At 72.7% G+C, this 15668-nt stretch carries 11 protein-coding genes; 5 read left to right on the top strand and 6 right to left on the bottom strand.

What is annotated here, in order from left to right; all coding sequences use genetic code 11:
- Nucleotides 1–36: 36 nt before the first annotated feature.
- From DFJ66_RS11245 to DFJ66_RS11235, 3 genes are all read right to left on the bottom strand, one after another.
- Nucleotides 37–360, bottom strand: coding sequence for a hypothetical protein (locus DFJ66_RS11245; protein ID WP_121220533.1), 324 nt, complete (start codon nucleotides 358–360; stop codon nucleotides 37–39).
- Between the two features lie 203 nt (nucleotides 361–563).
- On the bottom strand, nucleotides 564–3707 hold the full coding sequence (locus DFJ66_RS11240) for a S8 family peptidase (RefSeq protein ID WP_121220531.1): 3144 nt from the start codon (nucleotides 3705–3707) through the stop codon (nucleotides 564–566).
- A gap of 68 nt (nucleotides 3708–3775) precedes the next feature.
- Entirely contained in the window at nucleotides 3776–4309 is a 534-nt protein-coding gene (locus DFJ66_RS11235; protein WP_121220529.1) for a hypothetical protein, read from the bottom strand.
- Nucleotides 4310–4439: 130 nt separating this feature from the next.
- On the opposite strand from DFJ66_RS11235, the gene DFJ66_RS11230 reads away from it, so the two are divergent.
- Both DFJ66_RS11230 and DFJ66_RS11225 read left to right on the top strand, forming a co-directional pair.
- Nucleotides 4440–5714 (top strand): FAD-dependent oxidoreductase, encoded by a 1275-nt coding sequence (locus tag DFJ66_RS11230; protein WP_147459203.1) that lies wholly within the window; start codon nucleotides 4440–4442, stop codon nucleotides 5712–5714.
- Between the two features lie 158 nt (nucleotides 5715–5872).
- Nucleotides 5873–7324 carry a DHA2 family efflux MFS transporter permease subunit gene (locus DFJ66_RS11225; RefSeq protein ID WP_121220525.1) on the top strand — a complete coding sequence of 484 codons (1452 nt, stop codon included), beginning with the start codon at nucleotides 5873–5875 and terminating at the stop codon, nucleotides 7322–7324.
- A 156-nt stretch (nucleotides 7325–7480) separates the two neighbouring features.
- Here the strand turns inward: DFJ66_RS11225 and DFJ66_RS11220 are convergent, their stop codons facing one another.
- Complete coding sequence (locus DFJ66_RS11220; protein WP_121220523.1) at nucleotides 7481–8071, bottom strand: TetR/AcrR family transcriptional regulator; 591 nt, start codon at nucleotides 8069–8071, stop codon at nucleotides 7481–7483.
- 549 nt (nucleotides 8072–8620) lie between these two features.
- Here DFJ66_RS11220 and DFJ66_RS43390 point away from each other — a divergent pair.
- Nucleotides 8621–9253 (top strand): class I SAM-dependent methyltransferase, encoded by a 633-nt coding sequence (locus DFJ66_RS43390; RefSeq protein WP_342776948.1) that lies wholly within the window; start codon nucleotides 8621–8623, stop codon nucleotides 9251–9253.
- Here DFJ66_RS43390 and DFJ66_RS11210 read toward each other — a convergent pair.
- On the bottom strand, nucleotides 9217–9867 hold the full coding sequence (locus DFJ66_RS11210) for a GNAT family N-acetyltransferase (protein WP_121220519.1): 651 nt from the start codon (nucleotides 9865–9867) through the stop codon (nucleotides 9217–9219). The two genes, DFJ66_RS43390 and DFJ66_RS11210, sit on opposite strands and share 37 nt — an antisense overlap.
- A 122-nt stretch (nucleotides 9868–9989) precedes the next feature.
- On the opposite strand from DFJ66_RS11210, the gene DFJ66_RS11205 reads away from it, so the two are divergent.
- Together DFJ66_RS11205 and DFJ66_RS11200 are read left to right on the top strand one after the other, a co-directional pair.
- Nucleotides 9990–12626, top strand: coding sequence for a LuxR C-terminal-related transcriptional regulator (locus DFJ66_RS11205; protein WP_170199272.1), 2637 nt, complete (start codon nucleotides 9990–9992; stop codon nucleotides 12624–12626).
- Between the two features lie 98 nt (nucleotides 12627–12724).
- Nucleotides 12725–14503, top strand: coding sequence for a S8 family serine peptidase (locus DFJ66_RS11200; RefSeq protein ID WP_211351076.1), 1779 nt, complete (start codon nucleotides 12725–12727; stop codon nucleotides 14501–14503).
- A 349-nt stretch (nucleotides 14504–14852) separates the two neighbouring features.
- On the opposite strand, the gene lexA is transcribed toward DFJ66_RS11200, so the two are convergent.
- Nucleotides 14853–15500: a transcriptional repressor LexA gene (lexA, locus tag DFJ66_RS11195; protein WP_246029694.1), complete on the bottom strand. Its 648-nt coding sequence runs from the start codon at nucleotides 15498–15500 to the stop codon at nucleotides 14853–14855.
- Nucleotides 15501–15668 lie beyond the last annotated feature (168 nt).

The raw sequence follows: 15668 nt of genomic DNA, 5'->3' as shown, positions 1-15668 counted from the left end.
GCCCGGGTCGGGACCGGCTCGGACACGCGCCGGAGGTCAGCCCAGGCCGGAGAAGTCCGCGCCGCCGCCGCCGTCGTCACCGCCGCCGTAGTCGCCGCCGTCGTCACCGCCCTTGTCGGTGTCGTCGTCGTCCTTGCGGTTGCGGTGCTTGTCGTCGTACACGTGGTGCGCGTGCTTGACGCCTTCGCGGATGGCGGCGTTGGTCATCGCGGACAGCGCGCCGGAGCCGCCGGACTTGGTCTCGGCCTCGCGGCGGGCCGCTTCCTCCCTGGCCCGGCGGCGCTTGCCGGCGTTGCGGCGGTGCGCCGCCCCCATGATCGCCATCAGCGACCACAACAGGAACAACAGGCTTCTCGACATCCCGTGCACCCTTCTCGGCGGGGACAAGCGACGCGATCGTCAAGCGCACCGGGAGCGTTGTCAACGGTGAAACCGCATGTCAGCGGCTCGTGAAGGGCCTTTCCCGCCATGCGGACGCGGCCGGCGGCACCGATCGGCTCAGCGCGTCGGGGCACAGGAGGTCCGGCCGGGCCGCCGGGAAGTCCGGCGGCCCGGCCGGCGTCCTACTTCAGGGCGTAGGCCCGGATGATGGTTTGGGACTGGGCGTTGCCGTCGGCGTCGGTGACTCGGGAGCGCAAGGACACGAACTTCGCGTCCGCCGGGTGGAAGGCGAGTGCCGTCCACTGCGCGCGGTCACGGGTCACCGGCGCACGGAGCCAGGTGGCCCCGTCGTCGTAGGAGATCTCCACGACCGGCGTGTTCACCCGGCCGGGGTCGGTGGTGCCGTTCCGCTGCACGTACAGCGGGACGCGGAACGGCCTGCCCGCCGGGGCCGCGTTGGTGTTGTCGAGGGTCGGCGTGAAGCGGACGGCCAGGAGGGGCAGGAGCCTCGGGTCTTGCGTGCCGTCGCCCTCGCTGGTGAAGGTCCAGTCGGCAGTGACCTTTGTGGACAGTCGTGCGTAGGAAGAGCGGTCGGCGGTGGCGCGGAGGGTGTACTGGGCGCGGTCCGGGGAGACCTTGAAGTAGCCCAGGCCCGGGGCCGCCGTCTCCCCGATCACCGTGCCGTCGCGCAGGAGGGCGGTGGTGCCGGAGGCACTGGCGTCCCCGGACCGGCCGCGGCCGTTGTCGGTGAACAGCGGCAGGACGAAACGCGTGTAGTCGCCGATGCGGGCCGCGAAGTACAGCGGGCTGTCGAGGCCGGTCGGGAAGGCCGGGCCGAAGACGCCGGTGTTCCAGCGCTCGGTCGTCGTGCGGCCGAGGGGGAAGCTGCGCGGGCGGGTCTGGTCGACCACGGACACGAACTCGAAGTGCTCCGGGTCCACCATCTCGATGAACTGGCCGTCCCACGGCTCGTCGGGCGTGTAGTACTCCGTGAGCGTGCCGGGCAGCGGCACCACCAGGAAGTTCTCGCGGTAGCCCACGACTCCGGGGGTGGCCGCCGCGTGCTCGGACCGCACCTTCGCCAGGTCGGCGTCGCGGAACCGCCACTGGAGGTCCTGCGGGACCGAGCCGTTCTCGGTGTGCCGCAGGTGGTACAGGTACGGGCTGCCGTCGAAGGACTTGCCGTTCCACGCGCCCATCCTGGCCTCGGCGGTGAAGCTGAAGCGGTCCCGCGCGGAGGTGGTGGTGGGCTTGAAGGTGAACGCCTCGTAGTCCTGGATGAAGGTCGTGGAGCTCAGCTCGCCCCACGCCGTCTTCATGCGGAACCGGTACTTCGCACTGCCGACCTTGGCGTCGGGCCGGTCGGTGGCGAACCCGACCGGCTTGGCCTGCCGGGCGTCCAGCACGATCTCGGTGTCCCCGGTGACGACGAAGGACGGCTCGACGAATTCGGTGTTGCGGTATTGGCGTTCGCCCACCTCGGTCTGCACGAAGCCGGTGAAGTAGAACTCGCCCTTGGGCACGCGGGCCACCACCGTGCCGGACGGGTCGTGGCTGCTGTGGGACTCGCGCTTGTTCACGTCCACGAAGCCGGCGAAGTACTTGTCGGTCGGGGACCCGTTGTGGTCCAGGGCCTTCACGGTGACGTTGTAGCTCTCGACCTCGCGGGTGACGGTCAGGACCGTGCGCACGGTCCGTGACCCGGTCGCGGTGATCGCCCCGCTGTAGACGCCGTCCGGCGCCTCGACGCGGGTGTCGACGGTGGCGGTCGTGGTCGCCGTGCCGCCGGCGGGCACGGTCAGGCGGGCCGGCGAGAAGGTGAACATGCCCTGCGGGGCAAGGGTTCCCTGCGGTCCGGTGACGTCGGCGGCGAGGTCGAGCGTGACCGGTTCGGTGCCGGTGTTGGTGTAGGTGATGGTCTTCGTGATGGGCTGGTCGTCGTGGTGCGGCCACTGCACCGAGCCCAGGCTGAAGCTGCCCGCGTCGGCGAACACGGTGGAGGTGGCGGCGGTGCCCAGGTCCACGCGGCCCGCGCCCTGCTCGACCAGGCTGCCGTTCGGCTTGGCGGTGCCCATCAGCGCGGCCTTGAGCTGCTCGGGACGCCAGTCCGGGTGCTGCCCGGCGAGCACGGCCGCCGCGCCGGCGACGTGCGGGGTGGCCATGGACGTGCCGGACAGCGTGGTGTAGCCGCCACCGGCCTTGGCCGCCGTGATCTCCACGCCCGGCGCGGTGAGGTCGGGCTTGAGCACGCCGTCCACGCGGCCCCGGCTGGAGGAGGGGGCGAGCCGGTCGGACTTGTCCACCGAGCCGACGGTCAGCGCCGCGTCGGCGGCACCGGGGCCGCCGACCTGGCCGCCGGAGTTGCCCGCCGCGATGACGAACAGGGTCCCGGTCTCGGCGGTGATCCGGTTGACGGCCTGCGAGAGCGGGTCGGTGCCGTCGCTGGGCATGGGTGCGCCGAGGCTCATGTTGACCACGTCGGCGTTGTTCGCGGCGGCCCACTCCATGCCGGCGATGATCCAGGACTCCAGGCCGTAGCCGTGGTCGTCGAGCACCTTCCCGTTGAGCAGCTTGGTGTCCGGCGCGACGCCCTTGTACTGGGCCCCGTTGCCGGTGATGGTCGAGGCGACGTGCGTGCCGTGCCCGACGCGGTCGCCCGCGGTGTCCGAGGTGGTGAAGTTCTGCTCGCCCACCACGGCGTCGGACAGGTCGGGGTGCTTGGCGTCCACGCCGGTGTCCAGCACGGCGACCGTCGTCCCCGCGCCCGTGTACCCGGCGGCCCACGCGGTGGGCGCACCGATCTGCGGCACGGACTTGTCGAGCTGCACCCGGACCCGACCGTCGAGCCAGATGTGCTCGGCGTCCCGCGCGGTGGCCCAGAAGTCCGCGTTCCGCTCGACCGACACGGCCGCCGCGCCCAACGCCGGCAGCGCACGCCCGTTCGCCCCGGCCCGCGGCTGGTCGACGATCAGCGGCAGCCGGTCGACGGAGGCGTCGTCGTAGCCGGCGCGCACCAACTCGCTGACGTTGAACAGGCGGGGGTCGAGCTTCCCGCCGGCCAGCCCAGCGACCGCGTCCACCGGCACCACGTGCAGGTCACCGCGCACGTCGGTGCGGGAGGTGAACCCGATGCGCTCCCGGCCCTGCGCGGCCTTGACCGTCACCCCGTCCGAACCGCCCAGCGTGACCTTGTCCCCGGTGACCAGCGTGACCGTCGGCCCCGAGGGCATCACGCCGACATCGGCCGCGGCCTCCGCCGGCACCACCACCACACCCGCGACGAGCACCGCGGCGAGCAGGCTCGACCGAGTCCCCCAGTGGGTCATCAACCCTCCAGAAACCACGTGACGGCACCTCGTCGGCCGTCACTTCCGAAGAGCAGTACGAGAGCGGACTACCGCCGCGTTGCCCTGAGCGCCAAGCGCCGCCGGCGAATCGTGACGACGACGAAGGAGATCAGGAGGGCGAACACGGTGCCGAACACCAACAGCAGGAACGCGCCGATGCCGGCGACCCACTTCACCACGAGGTTCGGGTCGTACTCGACCTCGCGCGGACCGAAGCGCTCCTCCAGTTCCTTGGCGGTGGCCGAGTGGTGCACGCGGCCCAGTTCGACCACGACCCGGTCCACCTCGCCGGGGTAGGTGTCCCACACGAGACGGGCGATGTCCCCGCCGTCATCGCCCTCGGGGCCACCGCTCGCGTAGATGGTGAGGGGGGAGGACAGATCGGGGTCGCTGGGCACGACCCTGACGTCGGAGTAGCCGGCCTCGGTGATGCGCGCGGCCAGGTCCGCGTCCCGGTTCAGCTCGCTGCACCCGGAGGTGACCAGCAGGCACAGCAGCAACACGGTCAGCAGGCGTCGATCGGTCCGCAGCCGCAACGAAATCTCCCCCTCGTGCTCCACGCGGGCGATCGGTCGTGCCATCACCCGAATGGAGCGTACGTCCCGCAGGAGGGCGGAAGGCGGCGGCCGCGTGGGGGTTGCGTGGAGATCATGTGGAGGTCGCGCATTCCGGGAGAAGCGGACGCCGTGCCCGCTGTGACACGGTCGCACGATGGGGAGGCACGCGGTGGTGCTCGGCGGCAGCATGGGTGGTCTGCTGGCCGCGCGGGCGTTGGTGGGGCACTACGAACGGGTGACCGTGGTCGACCGGGACGTGTTCCCCGCCGGGCCGGAGCACCGGAAGGGCGTGTCGCAGGGCAAGCACTTCCACGCCTTGCTGCTGCGTGGCGCGGAGGTGTTGGACCGGATGTTCCCGGGGCTCGTGGACGACTTCGTCGCGGACGGCGTGCCGCGGTCGAACTTCTTGCGCGAAGCGACCTTCGTGCTCAACGGGCAGCAGATGGTCCGCACCGACACGGGCGCCTCGGCGATCCAGCTCACCCGGCCCCTGCTCGAGGGCACGATCCGGTCGCGCCTGGCCTCCTACCCGGGCGTCAAGGTCGTGGACGGGCACGAGGTGCTGGACCCGGTGTTCGACGGCGACCGCGTGACCGGTGTGCGCACCACGGCGGGCGTGCTGGACGCCGACCTCGTCGTGGACGCCCTCGGGCGCGGCGGCCGGAGCCGGAAGTGGCTGGCCGACCACGGGTTCCCGGTGCCCGCCGAGGACTCGATCGACATCGACACCATGTACGTGAGCCGGCTCGTGCGGCCCAAGGTGCCGTACCGGGACAAGCTCGTGCTGGTCGGACCGGTGCCGGGTCGCCCGACCGGGTTCGCCTACGCCGCCCAGGAGGGTGACCGCTGGATGCTCACCGTGGTCGGCATGGCGGGCGACCACCCGCCGACCGACGAGGAGGGCTTCCTGGCGTTCCTGCGCCGGTCCGCGCCGCCGGAGGTGTTCGAGAGCATCGCGGCGGCCGAACCGCTGACCGAGCTGCGGCCCCACCGGTTCCCGGCCAGCCTGCGCCGCCGGTACGAGCGGGTGCGCCGGTTCCCCGAGGGGTTGCTGGTGTTCGGCGACGCGATGTGCAGCTTCAACCCCGTCTACGGGCAGGGCATGACGGTCGCCGCCCTGGAGGCGGAGGCCCTGCGCCGCTGCCTGCGCGCGGGCGAGCACGACCTCGCCCGCCGCTTCTTCCGCGCCGCCGCGAAGATCATCGACCCGGTGTGGCAGCTCAACGCCGGCGGCGACCTGGCCCTGCCGGAGATCCCCGGCCGCCGGCCGCCGGTCACGCGAGCGGTCAACCGCTATGTCGCCCGCCTGCAACGCGTGGCCGGCCACGATCCCGTCGTGGCGAAAGCTTTCGTGCGCACGATCGGTCTACTGGACCCGCCGTCGTCGATGTTCGCGCCACGCGTGCTCGCGCGAGTGGTGCGGGGCTGACCAGCGGCTTTTCCCAGTGTGACCGATCACGTACGCACCGCTACGAATGCACGGGGTGCCGGAAAATCGGGCTCGGATTGTCGGTGTGCGCCGGTAGTGTTGACGTGTCCGGGCGCAGAGGGCTTTTCGCGCGCCGTTTTTCTTCTGGGGGACCTCGCATGACATCCGCAGGTGTGTCCGACGCCGTGGCGCCGCCACCCGTGCTCAGCCGCGCCGACCGCACGGTCATCGGCGTGCTGCTGGTGGCCACGTTCGTGGTCATCCTCAACGAGACCATCATGGGCGTCGCGCTGCCGGTGCTGCTGGACGAGCTGGACGTGACGGCGGCGGTCGGCCAGTGGCTGACGGCCGGCTTCCTGCTCACCATGTCCGTGGTGATCCCGGTCACCGGCTTCCTGATCCAACGCGTGCCCACCCGCGTGCTGTTCGGCGTGGCGATGGGCCTGTTCAGCGCCGGCACGCTCATCGCCGCGCTGGCACCGGGCTTCCCGGTCCTGATGGCCGCCCGCGTGGTGCAGGCGTCCGGCACGGCGATCATGCTGCCGCTGCTGATGACCACGGTCATGACCCTGGTGCCCGCCGAGCGGCGCGGTGCCGTGATGGGCAACATCTCCATCGTCATCTCGGTGGCGCCGGCCATCGGCCCGACGGTGTCCGGCATCGTGCTGGACCTGTGGGGCTGGCGCGCCATGTTCCTGGTCGTGCTGCCGATCGCCCTCGCGGCGATGGCGCTGGGCCTGAAGTGGGTGTCGTCGGTGGGCGAGCGCAGCGACGCGCCGATCGACCCGGTGTCGGTCGTGCTGTCGGTGTTCGGCTTCGGCGGCCTGGTGTACGCGCTGTCCAGCATCGGCCAGCCCGGCGGTTCCGGGTCGGTCACGCTGTGGGCGTCGCTCGTGGTCGGTGTGCTCGGCGTCGTGGCGTTCGTGCTGCGCCAGGTGTCGCTGCAGCGCAAGGACCGGGCGCTGCTGGACCTGCGGACGTTCGGCGTGCGGACCTTCACCATCACCAGCGCGCTGATGATGGTCATGATGGGTCTGTTGCTGGGCGTGGCGACGCTGCTGCCGATCTACATGCAGAACGTCCTCAAGCTCCAGCCGCTGACGACCGGCTTGCTGTTGCTGCCGGGCGGCCTGCTGATGGGCCTGCTGTCCCCGTTCGTGGGCCGGCTCTACGACAAGGTCGGCCCGCGCATCCTGCTCGTGGTCGGCACGGTGGCGACCAGCGCGTCGCTGTGGTTCGCGACGACGTTCACGGCGTCGACGGCGGCGTGGTTCGTGCTGGCGTTCCACCTGCTGCTGAGCCTGGGCCTGGCGTTCTCCTTCACGCCGCTGTTCTCGTCCGGTCTGGGTTCGCTGCCGATGCGCCTGTACTCGCACGGCAGCGCCGTCTTCGCCACGACGCAGCAGCTCGCCGCGGCTGCGGGCGTGGCCCTGCTGGTGAGCGTGATGAGCGCTCGGGCGGCCACCCTGGCGGCGTCGGGTGACGCGGCGGGCGCGGAGATGGGCGGCATCCACACGGCGATGCTGCTGGCGGCCGGCTTGTCGCTGGTCGCGATCGTGGGCGCGTTGACGATCAAGGGCGGCAAGGCGGAAGCACCCGCCGGCCACTGAGGTCCGAGCTGTACGTTCCCGGTGCCGGGGAGCCACAGGGTTCCCCGGCACCACTCTTTCCCCCGAGGTGGGCACCCGCCCACTTCATCCAACGAGTGGGCACCCGCCCACTTCACCGCCCTAGTGGGCACCCGCCCTAGTGGGCACCCGCCCATTTCACTCAGGTTGAGCGCCGGACAACACGGTGATCACGGTTCGCCGCAACGCCTCGATCGTGGGACGCGGGCCGGTGCGGTCGGCGAAGAGCAGGTGGGCCGCGCCGATCAACGTCGGTGCCAGGAGGTCCGCCGAGGCCGACTTCGCGACTCGGCCGGCCTTCTGCTCCGCCCTCAGGTAGTCCGCGAGCATCTCCGCGGCCTCCGTCAGCACCGGGACGCCCGCCGGCCAGGTGTCGCGCAGGCGGGCGCGCAGTTCGTCCCGGAAGGTGATCAGCGGGACGATCGCCATCGCCACCGACATGAACACGGCGTCCAGGGCGGCCGTGATGTTGTCGGCCACCGTGCCCTGTCCGGCGGTGTTGAGCAGGGTTGTGGCCTGCGCGTCGATGCGGTGGGCGCGGTCTTGGACGAAGGCGGCCAGGAAGTCGTCGAAGTCGGTGAAGTGGCGGTGCAGGACACCTTTGGCCACCTCCGCCTCCGCGGTGACCGCTCGGCTGGTCAGGCCGCTCGGGCCGTCGCGCAGCAGAACGCGGTCGGCAGCGGCGAACAGGTGCTCGCGGACATCGCGCAGAGCTACGCCGGTCGGCATGCGGAGACCTTCCCCCGGTCGATCTTGACGAGTGGGCAAGTGCCCACTCATAGTGGGCGCATGCCCACTCTACCGTGGAAGGAACGCCGGGTAGCGGAGTCCTTCGGCACCGACGCCCCCCGCTACGACCGCACCCGCCCGCCATACCCCGACGCCTTGATCGAACGCCTGGCCGCACACCACCAGGCACCGGCACGCTCGGAAGCGCCGGAAGCGCCGGAAGCGCCGGAAGCGCCGGAAGCGCCGGGAGCGGCGGAAGGGTCCGGAGCCCCAGCCGCGGCGGTAGCGGCGGCGGGAGCGGCAGCGGCGGCCGGAGCGGCGGCAGCGGCGGCCGGGACGGCGGCAGCGGCGGGGGCGCCGGACGCGCCGGGAGCGCTGGGAGCGGCGGGAGCGCTGGAAGCGCTGGGAGCCCCGGAAGCGGCGGAAGGGCCCGGAGCCCCGGCCGGCGTCACAGCCGGAGCGGGAGCGGCGGCGGGAGCGTTGGGGGCGGCGGGAGCGTCGGCGGCGGCTGGGGCCTCAGGGGCGGCGCGAGGGCCTGAAGTGCTCGACGTGGGTACCGGTACCGGCATCGCGGCTCGGCAACTCCAGGCGCTCAGGTGCCGGGTGCTCGGGGTCGAGCCCGACGAGCGGATGGCGGAGTTCGCGCGGACCACCGGCGTGGACGTGGAGGTCGCCACCTTCGAGGACTGGGATCCCGCCGGACGGACCTTCGACGTCGTGGTCGCGGCGCAGGCCTGGCACTGGGTGGACCCCGTGGTCGGTGCCGCCAAGGCTGCCCGGGTGCTGCGGTCCGGAGGTCGGCTGGCGGTGTTCTGGCACGTCTCGCAGTTGCCCGAGCAGGTCGCGGACGCCTTCGCGGTGGCCTACGAGCGGGCCGTGCCGGGGACGTCGTTCGACTTCCGGGCCGCCGTCGCCGGGTACCAGCGCATGTTCGACCTCGCCGCCGACGGCATCCGGCGAGCCGAGGCGTTCACCGAACCGGAGGAGTGGCGGTTCGACTGGGCGCAGACCTACACCCGCGGCGCGTACCTGGACCTCATGCCCACCCAGGGCGGTCTGACTCGCCTCCCGCCGGACGCGTTGGCCGAGGTCCTGCACGGCGTCGGCCAGGCGATCGACGCGAAGGGCGGCACCATCACCGTCCCCTACACGACGGTCGCGGTCACCAGCGTCCTGCGGTAGCGGACCTCCTCCAGCCGCACGGTCCCGCCGGCGATCGTCTCGACCCGGGTCGTGCCGTCCGGCGCCCAGCCCGCCCGCTCGTAGAAGCGGCGGGCTCGGTCGTTGGAGCCCAGCACCCACAGGGTGGCGTCCCGGTAGCCCCGGTCGCGCAGTGCGGTGACGGCGTGGTCGAGCAGGGGGCGGCCCAGGCGCCGGTGCCAGTGCGCCGGGTCGAGGTTGATCGCGTGCAGCTCGCCCGTCCCCGGCCCGGCATCGGCGTCGCGACTCGGGCCGACCAGAGCGAACCCGGCGATGACGGACCCCGCCCCTCCGGACCCCGCGCCCGCCGACTCCGAGCCCGCCGACCCTGCGACGGCACCGGACTCCGCGACGGCGGACTCCGTGACGGCATCGGGTGCCTCGATCACGAAGACGTCCGCGGTGCCCTGGGCGAGTTGCCGCTCCCACGCCGCCTGCCGGTCCGCCACCGACAACCCGTTCAGGAACTCCGCGGGCATGTGCCCGGCGTACGCGGCCTGCCACGCCTGCACGTGGATGCGTGCGATCTCGGCGGCGTCGAGAACGGTCGCGGGGCGGATGACGGGCGGCGGCGGGGTCGGCACAGGGCCGAACATTGCACCTCGTCCTCCGCCGCCGCAACCGGGTTCTGTGCAAGGTGTGCTTGAAGCTGTACTCTCGGCGTCAGTTTCGAGCATGTTCGTGCACACTCCCGCGCGGACGAAGTGGATCGTCCATTGTGGACCGATTAGTCGAGGCCGAGGTGCGTGCGGCTATCGCCCGCACCCCCGCTGTCGTGGTCGTGAGCGGCGCGGCGGGCATGGGGAAGTCCACGCTGGTCGCTCGTGTGGTGGCGTCCGCGCCGCACGCCGTCCGCGTGGTGGTGGACTGCCGAGCGCTGCCGGACGAGCCGTTCGTCGTGGTGCGGGAGTTGGTGCGGCTGTTGCCGACGTCCGGTGCCGACGTGGTCGCCGCGATCGAGGCCGCACGGGGGCGGGCCGACTACCGGACGTGCGCGGCGTTGCGGGACCTGCTGACCGCCGCCGGTCCGGCGGTGCTCGTGGTGGTGGACGACGTGGACCGGGCCGATCGCACGTCCCGCGAGGTGCTGCGGTGCTGCGCGTCCCGGCCGCCGGACGGGACCGCCCTGCTGGTCACCCACTCCGCCGGTCACCCGCGGTGGGGGTCACCGGGCGTGACGCACCGGTTCGACCTGGGGCCGCTGACGCCGGAGGAGATCGGGGTGGCGGGCGACCGGGGCGCCGAGGTGCACCGGCTGACCGGGGGAGTGCCGTTGTTCGTCGCGGCCGTGCTCGCCCACGTCCGGCCGGAGGACGGCGAACCGGGAGGAGCGTTGTCCGCCAAGGGGATCCCCGAAGAGCTGAGGGTGTTCGCCGAGGAGCGGTTGCGCGGCGTGGGCGCGCGGCGGCTCGTCGCGGCGGCGGCGTTGTTGCGCGGGGCGTTCCCGGCCGACGTGCCCGCCGAGATGTGCGGGATGGCGGTGGACAAGGCGGAAGCGGCGCTGCTGCGCGCGGCGGACCAAGGGGTCCTGGTCGCGTTGGAGGACGGGACGTTCGAGTTCCGGCCACCCGTGCTGGGGCTGGCGGTGGCGGCGACGCTGTCGGCGACCGACCGGCGGCGGGGGCACGCGGCGGCGGCGCGGGTGCTGGAGCGGCGCGGGGGAGCGGTGCGGGAGCTGGTGCACCACTGCCGCGCGGCCGGTGACGTCGTCGGGATGGCCCGGCACGCCGAACGCGCGGCGGACCGGGCGGTGCGGTCGGACGACCCGGAGACCGCTGTGGACCTGCTGCGGACCGTGCTGCGCGAGCCGGCGCTCCCGCGCCGGACCCGGGCGTCGCTGGCGGGTCGGCTCGGGCGGCTCGCGCTGGGCAGCCTCGCGTACGGGGAGACGCTGCACCTGCTGCACGAGATCGTCTCCGACGACCTCCTCCCCGACGGCGTGCGCGGTGAACTGCGGCTGCACCTGGGCCTGCTGCTGGGCAACCAGGCCGGTGACGGCGAGGCGCAGCGGGCGCAGCTCAAGACCGCCATCCGGGAGTTGCGCCGGCGTCCGCTGCTGGCGGCACGGGCGATGTCGGCGCTGGCCGTGCCGTACTGGGGCAGCGAGCGCGTCGACGAGCACCTGGGGTGGCTGGCGGCGGCCGAACGGACCGTGCCCGCGCGGGGCGATCCGGCGCTGCTCATGGCGGTGCGGGTCAACCGGGCGAGCGTGTTGCTGGAGCTCGGCGACCCGCGCGGGTGGGACGCCGTCGCCGCGCTGCCCGCGGCCGCCACGCCCGGTGAGCGGCAGGAACTGGCCCGGGGGTTCGTCAACTTCACCGACGCGGCGACGTCGTCGGGGCACTACCGGGCCGCGGCGGAGTGCCACGCCCGCGCGGAGGAGCTCGGCGCCGGGCCGTCCTACCTGCGGCACATGAGCACGTCCCACGGGCTGCGGCTCGCACTGGCCACCGGCCGGTGGTCCGGCCTGGACCACGCCGCCCGCGAGCACCTGGTCCGCACCGCCGGGGCGCCGTTCGCGGCGGCCGGCGCGTCCCTGGTCCTGGCGCAGCTGGCCGTGGCGCGGGGCGAGTGGGCGGAGGCGGAGGAGTACCTGCGCGCCCCCGGCCTGCGGTGGGCCAGCGGCTGGTGCGCCCCCGCGGTGGTGGCCGCCGCCGCCACCCGCGTCCGGCTCGCGCTGGCCCGGGAACGGCCGGACGAGGCCGGGGAGGAACTGGCCCGCGCGCTGGACGTGGTGCGGCACAAGGGGGTCTGGGCGTGGGCGACCGAACTGGTCGACGCCGGCGTGCAGGCGCTGCTGCCCGACGCGGAGGCCGCCGCGCGGCTGCTCGCCGAGTTCACCGCCGACGTGACCGCGCGGGACTGCCCGTTCGCGCACGCCACCATCCCCGGCTGCCGGGCCGCGATCGCCGCCACCCACGCCCGGTTCACGGAGGCCGCGGCGCTGTTCACGCAGTCCGCCGAACTGCTCGCGGCACTGCCCCGCCCGTACGAGCGCGCGCGGGCCGTGGAGTCGGCGGCACGCGCCCGCCTCGCCGCCGGACAGGACGCCGTGGCCGAGGTGACCGAAGCGGGCCGCACGTTCACCGCACTCGGCGCCACCTGGGACGCCGCCCGTTGCGACCACCTGGCCCGCGAACACGGCGGCAGCACCGGTCCCCGGCCGGGCCGACGCGGCTACGGCGCGCAACTCTCGCCCCGGGAACGGGAAGTGGCGCGGCTGATGGCGTTGGGCCGCACCAACCGCGAGATCGCCGAGGTGCTGTTCCTGTCGCCGCGCACGGTCGAACGCCACGCCGCCCGCGTCCTGCACAAGCTCGGCGTCACCACACGCGACCAGCTCGAACCGCGGTGAACGCGTACCCCTACGCACGATTCACGGCGTTGTTGTCCGCGCTCATCCGTTCGCACGATTGGTCGCATCCTGACTCCCTGCACCAGGAGGAACTCCAAGTGCGCAACCAGATCTACGGCCTGCTCCTGGGGACGGTGGCGCTGACCGCAGCCACGCTCCCCGCCGCGGCCACCCCCGACACCGGCCCGACCGCCGACTACATCGTCACCCTCCGCGCCGGCACCGACCCGACGGCCCTGGCCCGGTCGGTCACCGACCGGCACGGCGGACACGTCGGCCACGTCTACCGGCACGCGCTCACCGGCTTCTCGGCGACCCTGACGCCGTCCGCCGCACGGGCGCTGCGCCACGACCCGCGCGTGGGCTCGGTCGAGCCGGACGTGCTCGTGCACACCACCGACCAGACCGTGCCGACCGGCGTGGACCGCGCGTTCGCCCCGGACAACCCGAACCTGAAGATCAACGGCGTCAACGACTACAGCGTGGACGTCGACGTGGCCGTGATCGACACCGGCGTGGACGCGGCGCACCCGGACCTCACCGTCGTCGCACGCACCAACTGCCTGAACACCTCCACGTGCACCGACAACACCGGCACCGACGACCACGGCCACGGCACCCACGTGGCCGGCACCATCAGCGCGCGGGACGACGGCGTCGGTGTCGTCGGCGTCGCACCCGGCGCGCGCATCTGGTCGGCCAAGGTGCTCGACGCCAGTGGCAGCGGGCAGCTGTCCGGCGTGGTCGCGGGCGTGGACTGGGTCGGCGCGCACGCCGACGAGATCGAGGTCGCGAACATGAGCCTGGGCTGCGAGAACTGCGCGACCGAGGCCCTGACCCAGGCAATCTCCAACGCCGTGGCCAAGGGCGTGGTGTTCGCCGTCGCGGCGGGCAACAACCACAAGGACGCCCGGACGTTCTCCCCGGCGAACCACCCCGACGTCGTGACCGTCTCGGCCCTGGCCGACTTCAACGGCGCTCCGGGCGGCGGGGCGGCGTCCACGTGCCGCAGCGACCAGGACGACACCCTGGCCGACTTCAGCAACTTCGGCCCGACCGTGGAGATCGCGGCGCCGGGCACGTGCATCCTGTCCACCTCCCCGGGCGGCACGTACAAGGTGCTCAGCGGTACGTCGATGGCGTCCCCGCACGTGGCCGGCGCCGCCGCCCTCCTCACCGCCAACGGCAACCGCGCCGGCGACCGGAACGGCGTGCTGGCGGTCCGACAGCACCTGATCGACACCGCGAACACCCACTGGACCGACGACTCGGGCGACAACGTCAAGGAACCACTGCTGGACGTCGGTTCCGCCACCGACTACCCGGCCGGCACCCCCGACCCAGGCCGCCCGACCGCCGCGTTCACCGCGTCCTGCTCGGTCAGCAGCCTCAGTTGTTCCTTCGACGCCAACGGTTCCACTGACCCGGACGGCACCATCACCTCATACGCGTGGGACTTCGGCGACAGCGCAACAGCCACCGGCAAGACCACCACGCACACCTACGGCCGGGCGGCGTACTACAGCGTGCGCCTGACCGTCACCGACAACCAGGGCAAGACCAACTCCACCCGCCGATTGGTGAAGGCCGGCGACCTCCCCCCGACCGCCTCTTTCACCGCCCGGTGCGATCGCGGAAGCTGTTCCTTCGACGGCAGCGCGTCAACGGATGAGGAGGGCGCGGTGACCGGGTACGCGTGGCAGTTCGGCGACGGGACGACAGGCACGGGCAAGACGGCGACCCACTCGTACCCGAACGTGGCGAAGAACTACACGGTCACTTTGACGGTGACGGACACCAAGAACCAGCCAGGTAGCACGACCCGAACGGTCCGCTGCTACAAGCACATCGACACACCGCTCTGCTTCGCTTCCTGACACGCGGGGTGCCGGTCCCACACGGGGCCGGCACCCCCGCACCACGCGCCGCAGGCGCCACGCCCAAAGGGCGGCACGCTCTTGCGCCGCTGGCACTCTGCCGCCAGCACTCTGCCCACAGGCCGCAACGCTTTCGCGCCGCAGGCGCTCCGCCCGCAGGGCGAGGTTTGCGTTTCGCCGTGCTGCCAAGCCACGGAAAGAAACCGACGCCCTTCCACCCCCGGGGGGGCCTGCCCAGCGGCGAGCGTCCGCTTTTCGCTTTTGGCTTTCGCTTTTGATCTTGAGAGCGCGCCAGCGCGTCCAGCTTGAGAGCGCGAAGCGCGGCCGGCACCTCCGCGCCGTGCCCCGGTCAGACGCTGCGCAGAACCGAGACGACCACGCCCAGGATCACGGCCTCATCCCCGTCGATCACCTCGTACGCCGGGTTGCGGGGCTCCAGCAGGACGTGGCCGTCCCGGCGGCGGAACACCTTGACCGTGGCCTCGCCGTCGATCATGGCCGCGACGATCTGGCCCGAGTGGGCTTCCGGCTGTTGCTTCACCACGACCATGTCGCCGTCGCAGATCGCCGCGTCCACCATCGAGTCGCCCCGGACCCGCAGCGCGAACACCGTGCCCCGGCCCGTGAGCTCGCGCGGCAGCTTGAGGACGTCGTCCACGTGCTCGTCCGCCGCGATCGGGACACCCGCCGCGATGTCACCCACGACCGGCACCGGCACCGAGTCGCCCGACTCCGACGCCGCACGGCCGGTCAGGAACGCGCGGACGTCGATGGGACGGGTCAGGGTGTCGCTCCGGCGGAGGAAACCCTTGTCCTCCAACGCGGCCAGGTGCTTCGACACGGACGACGACGACTTGAGGCCCACGGCGTCGCCGATCTGGCGGGTGCTCGGCGAGTACCCGTGCTCGCCCACCCAGTCCCGGATGGCGACCAGGATGCGTTGCTGGCGCTCGGGCAGGGCGGAGGCGTCGAGGTCGTCGAAGTCGTCGAAGGTCACCCACCCGATCTTAGGCGGGCGGTCGCCCACCTCGGTCGCAGGTGGGCAGTCGCCCACCTCGACCTCAAATGGGCGATCGCCCACTCGAATCTCGGGCGGGTGGCCGCCCACCCCCACCACAAGTGGGCAGTCGCCCACCTCAACCGCACGTGGGCGGTCGCCCATTCC

It is taken from the genome of Saccharothrix variisporea, from assembly GCF_003634995.1.
GTDB lineage: Bacteria > Actinomycetota > Actinomycetes > Mycobacteriales > Pseudonocardiaceae > Actinosynnema > Actinosynnema variisporeum.
Note: the sequence above shows the minus strand (reverse complement) of the source record. Positions and strands in the feature narration are given on the sequence as shown.

Excerpts from the sequence above, each read along its gene's own strand:
- DFJ66_RS11230 (WP_147459203.1), top strand. The coding sequence starts at position 4,440 with ATGGGGAGGCACGCGGTGGTGCTCGGCGGCAGCATGGGTGGTCTGCTG.
- DFJ66_RS11245 (WP_121220533.1), bottom strand. The coding sequence starts at position 360 with ATGTCGAGAAGCCTGTTGTTCCTGTTGTGGTCGCTGATGGCGATCATG.
- DFJ66_RS11220 (WP_121220523.1), bottom strand. The coding sequence starts at position 8,071 with ATGCCGACCGGCGTAGCTCTGCGCGATGTCCGCGAGCACCTGTTCGCC.
- DFJ66_RS11225 (WP_121220525.1), top strand. The coding sequence starts at position 5,873 with ATGACATCCGCAGGTGTGTCCGACGCCGTGGCGCCGCCACCCGTGCTC.
- DFJ66_RS11240 (WP_121220531.1), bottom strand. The coding sequence starts at position 3,707 with ATGACCCACTGGGGGACTCGGTCGAGCCTGCTCGCCGCGGTGCTCGTC.
- DFJ66_RS11235 (WP_121220529.1), bottom strand. The coding sequence starts at position 4,309 with ATGGCACGACCGATCGCCCGCGTGGAGCACGAGGGGGAGATTTCGTTG.
- DFJ66_RS11210 (WP_121220519.1), bottom strand. The coding sequence starts at position 9,867 with ATGTTCGGCCCTGTGCCGACCCCGCCGCCGCCCGTCATCCGCCCCGCG.